The sequence below is a fragment of the Luteitalea sp. genome (assembly GCF_044337415.1).
In the GTDB taxonomy this organism is placed as follows: domain Bacteria; phylum Acidobacteriota; class Vicinamibacteria; order Vicinamibacterales; family Vicinamibacteraceae; genus Luteitalea.
In genome coordinates this window covers 1-3,549 of record NZ_JBIINP010000323.1, presented here as the reverse complement: position 1 = coordinate 3,549, position 3,549 = coordinate 1, and the positions used below count along the sequence as shown (strand labels likewise).

The 3,549-nt window shown below is 69.9% G+C and carries 2 protein-coding genes and 1 pseudogene; all 3 read left to right on the top strand.

The features are described 5' to 3' along the window. Positions 1 to 1,117: pseudogene (locus tag ACIRDX_RS21710) on the top strand (hypothetical protein); the annotation flags it as partial. A gap of 126 nt (positions 1,118 to 1,243) precedes the next feature. After that, positions 1,244 to 2,224, top strand: a complete 981-nt coding sequence (locus ACIRDX_RS21705; RefSeq protein ID WP_396627512.1) for a threonine/serine dehydratase — start codon at positions 1,244 to 1,246, stop codon at positions 2,222 to 2,224. Positions 2,225 to 2,305: 81 nt separating this feature from the next. Next, a partial coding sequence (locus ACIRDX_RS21700) for a sodium:solute symporter family protein (protein ID WP_396627511.1) occupies positions 2,306 to 3,549 on the top strand: 1,244 nt, incomplete at its 3' end.

Below are 3,549 nucleotides of genomic sequence, written 5' to 3'. Positions count from 1 at the left end.
AGCCGACGCGCGTCTCACGTCGCTCACGTGGCCCTGGCGCATCAGTCTTCCGGCGCCGCCACCCACGCGCCTGGCGCCAGCGTTCGATGCGGACGCCTTCGCACGCACCGCGCTGCTCTGGCCGATCGCGCCACTGGAGGGCCCGCACGAGGTGGCCGGGACCTTCGGCGAGGCGCGCGGCGAAGTGGGAGCCGAGCGCCTGCACGCGGGGCTCGACGTGCGCGAAGTGCAGGGCACGCTCGTCCGTGCCGTACGCGACAGCGTCGTCGAGAGCCCTTTCTCGACCTTCGGGTTCGACACCATCAACGAGGGCGTGCGCATCGGCGACGTCGCATACATCCACATCCGCGCGGGCCGCACGCGAACTGCCGAACTCGATCCTGCCCGGTTCGCGCCGACGCGCGACGAGACCGGCGAGATGACGGGCATGCGCGTGCGACGCGGCGCCAGGTTCCGCACCGGCGACGTGGTCGGCACAATCAACGCGTTCAACCACGTGCACCTCAACGTGGGATGGTCGAGCGAGGAGCACAACCCGCTGCGCTTCCGGCTCGTGCAGTTCCGCGACGGCATTCCGCCGACCATCGAGCCGCACGGCATCCGTCTGTTCGACGAGGCGTGGAGCCCGCTCAATCCGGATCGCACCGGCCCCCTCACCGGGCGCGGCCGCAACCGCCGGCCGACGCGCCTGCCCCCTGCGGAACCGGTGGTCGTGTCGGGACGCGTGCGTGTGGTGGTCGACGCGTGGGATCAGGCCGACGGCAACATGTCGTACCGCCGCCTCGGCCTGCACTCGGTGGCCTGGCAGGTGATCGACGGCACGGGCGGGCCGGTGGCCGGCTTCGAACTGCCGCGCGAGACGCTCAGCTTCGACCGCATGCGCCGCGACTCCGACGCACCGCGCCAGGTGTACGCGCGCGGCAGCGGCATCCCCGTGTATGGCGCGAGCCGCACGCAGTTCCTCTACGTGGCGACGACGACGTATCGCGATGGCCGGGCGGAGGAGGGCGTGTGGGACACGTTCGGTCTGGCGCCCGGGCCGTACGTGGTGCGCGTCATCGTCCGCGACTTCAGCGGCAACCAGACGAGCCGCGATCTTCGAGTCGAAAAGAAGTAGGTCGCGTCGAGATGTTGACGGTCGACGTGAACGTCGACCGCCACGAACTGCAGGTTCTGTCCCGAGACCTGCGGGTTCTGTTCGTGGGCGTCGACCTTGAGGTCGACGCTAACCTGAATCATCCCCATGACTCATCGCCTCAGCCTCGACCGCATCGCCGGCGCCTCGTCGGTCATCGACCCGGTGTTCCTCCACTCGCCGCAGTTCCGGGCCGAGTCGCTTGACGATGTGCTGGGGTGCCGGTTGATCGTCAAGGTGGAGACGCTCAACCCGATCCGCTCGTTCAAGGGGCGGGGCGCGTCGCTGTATGCGAGCACGCTGTGCGCGGGCGACACGGTGGTCACTGCGAGTGCGGGCAACTTCGGGCAGGCGGTGGCCTACGCGTGCCGCAGTCGCGGCGCGTCGGCGATCATCTTCGCGAGCGTCAACGCCAACCCGCTGAAGGTCGCGCGGATGCGGGCGTTCGGCGCCGACGTGCGTCTGCACGGCGACGACTTCGACGCCGCCAAGCTCGAGGCGAAGCGGTATGCCGAGGCGCAGGGCCTGCCTTTGCTCGAGGACGGGCTCGAGCCGGCCACTGCGGAAGGCGCGGCCACCATCGCCGTGGAGCTGCTGCGCTGGCCCGAGGCCATCGACGACCTGCTCGTGCCGCTCGGCAACGGCGCGTTGCTCACCGGCATCGGCAGATGGACGAAGGCGTACGCGCCATCCACGCAGGTGATCGGCGTCTCCGCAGCCGGCGCGCCGGCGATGGTCGAGTCCTGGCGCACCGGCAGCATCGTCATGCACGACCGCATCGACACCATCGCGGACGGCATCGGCGTGCGCGTGCCGATCGCCGAAGCTGTCGCCGACATGCACGGTGCCGTAGACGACGCGGTGCTGGTGAGGGACGAGACCATCCTCGCGGCGATGCGCCTGGCGCACAAGCACCTCGGGTTGGTGATCGAACCGTCTGGCGCCGCGGGCCTCGCCGCCATCCTCGAGGATCCGTCGCGCTACCGCGGCCGGCTCGTCGCCACGATTCTGTGCGGAGGCAACCTCACGCCCGAGCAGATGGCGATGTGGCTTGGACCTGTGCAGAGCGCGGCCTCACCACCGAGGTAGGGCGCGGTCTCCGACCGCGCCGCTGAGCGACAGCGGCGGCGTGGGGACACGCCGCCCTACCTGTGAGGCAGAATCTCCGACATGAACTGGCTGCTTGCGGGCATCCTCGCGTACCTGGCGATCCAGATGGCCATCGGCCTCTGGGTGTCGCGTCGCGTCAACACCGAGGTCGACTACATCCTTGCGGGGCGCACGCTCGGCCTCGGCGTGGCGTCGTTCTCGATCTTCGCCACATGGTTCGGCGCCGAGTCGATCCAGGGCGCGGCGGGGACGATGTACAGCGATGGGTTGTCGGGAGCGTCGGCCGACCCGTTCGGATACGTGCTGTGCATCTTCTTCGTCGGCATCTTCTTCGCGCGGCCGCTGTGGAACGCCGGCTACACCACGTTCGGCGACCTGTTCCGCGCGCGCTACTCGGCGGGTGTCGAGAAGTTCGTGATCCTTCTCATCGTGCCGACGTCAATCATCTGGGCGGGGGCGCAGGTGCGGGCGTTCGGCAACGTGCTGTCGCACGCGTCCGGGTTGTCGATCGAGATGGCCATCACGGCGGCGGCGCTGTTCGTGATGCTGTACACGACCGTCGGCGGACTCCTCGCGGACGCGTGGACCGACATGGTGCAGGGCCTGGCGGTGATCGCCGGGCTGCTGATCCTGCTGGCGCATCTTGTCGTGAGCGGCGACCTGCAGACGGCGTGGGCGCAGGTGCCGGCCGAGCGGCTGGCGATCCTCGGCGACGGCACGGTGCCGTGGTACGAGCTGCTCGAGGCGTGGGCGGTGCCGGTGGTGGGGTCGATGCTGGCCGTGGAACTGCTGTCGCGCATCCTCGGGTGCCGGTCGGCAGACACGGCGCGGCGCGCCTGCCTGACCGGCAGTGGGTTGTATCTCGCGATTGGCGCGATCCCCGCACTGATCGGCCTATGCGGCCCGTACCTGATGCCCGGGCTCGACGATGCGGAGCAACTGATCCCGGCGCTGGCACAGGCGCACCTCGGCACGTGGTTCTACGTGGTGTTCGCGGGCGCGCTCGTGTCGGCGATCCTCTCGACGGTCGACTCGTGCATGCTCGCGGGGTCGACACTGGTCACGCACAACGTGCTGCTGCCGCTGTGGCCGGATCTCTCGGAGCGCGCGCGCCTGCGCGCGTCGCGGCTCGGTGTGCTGGCGATGGGCATCACGGCGTGGATCCTCGCGCTGCGCGCCGAGAGCATCAAGGATCTCGTGGAGACGGCGTCGGCCTTCGGCAGCGCCGGCGTGTTCGTGGTGGCGTGCTTCGGGCTGTTCACGGCGATCGGCGGTCCGCTCAGCGCGTGGGTCGCGCTGTGCAC

Bases quoted from the DNA above. Each gene is read 5' to 3' on its own strand.
- ACIRDX_RS21705 (WP_396627512.1), top strand. From the start codon at position 1,244: ATGACTCATCGCCTCAGCCTCGACCGCATCGCCGGCGCCTCGTCGGTC.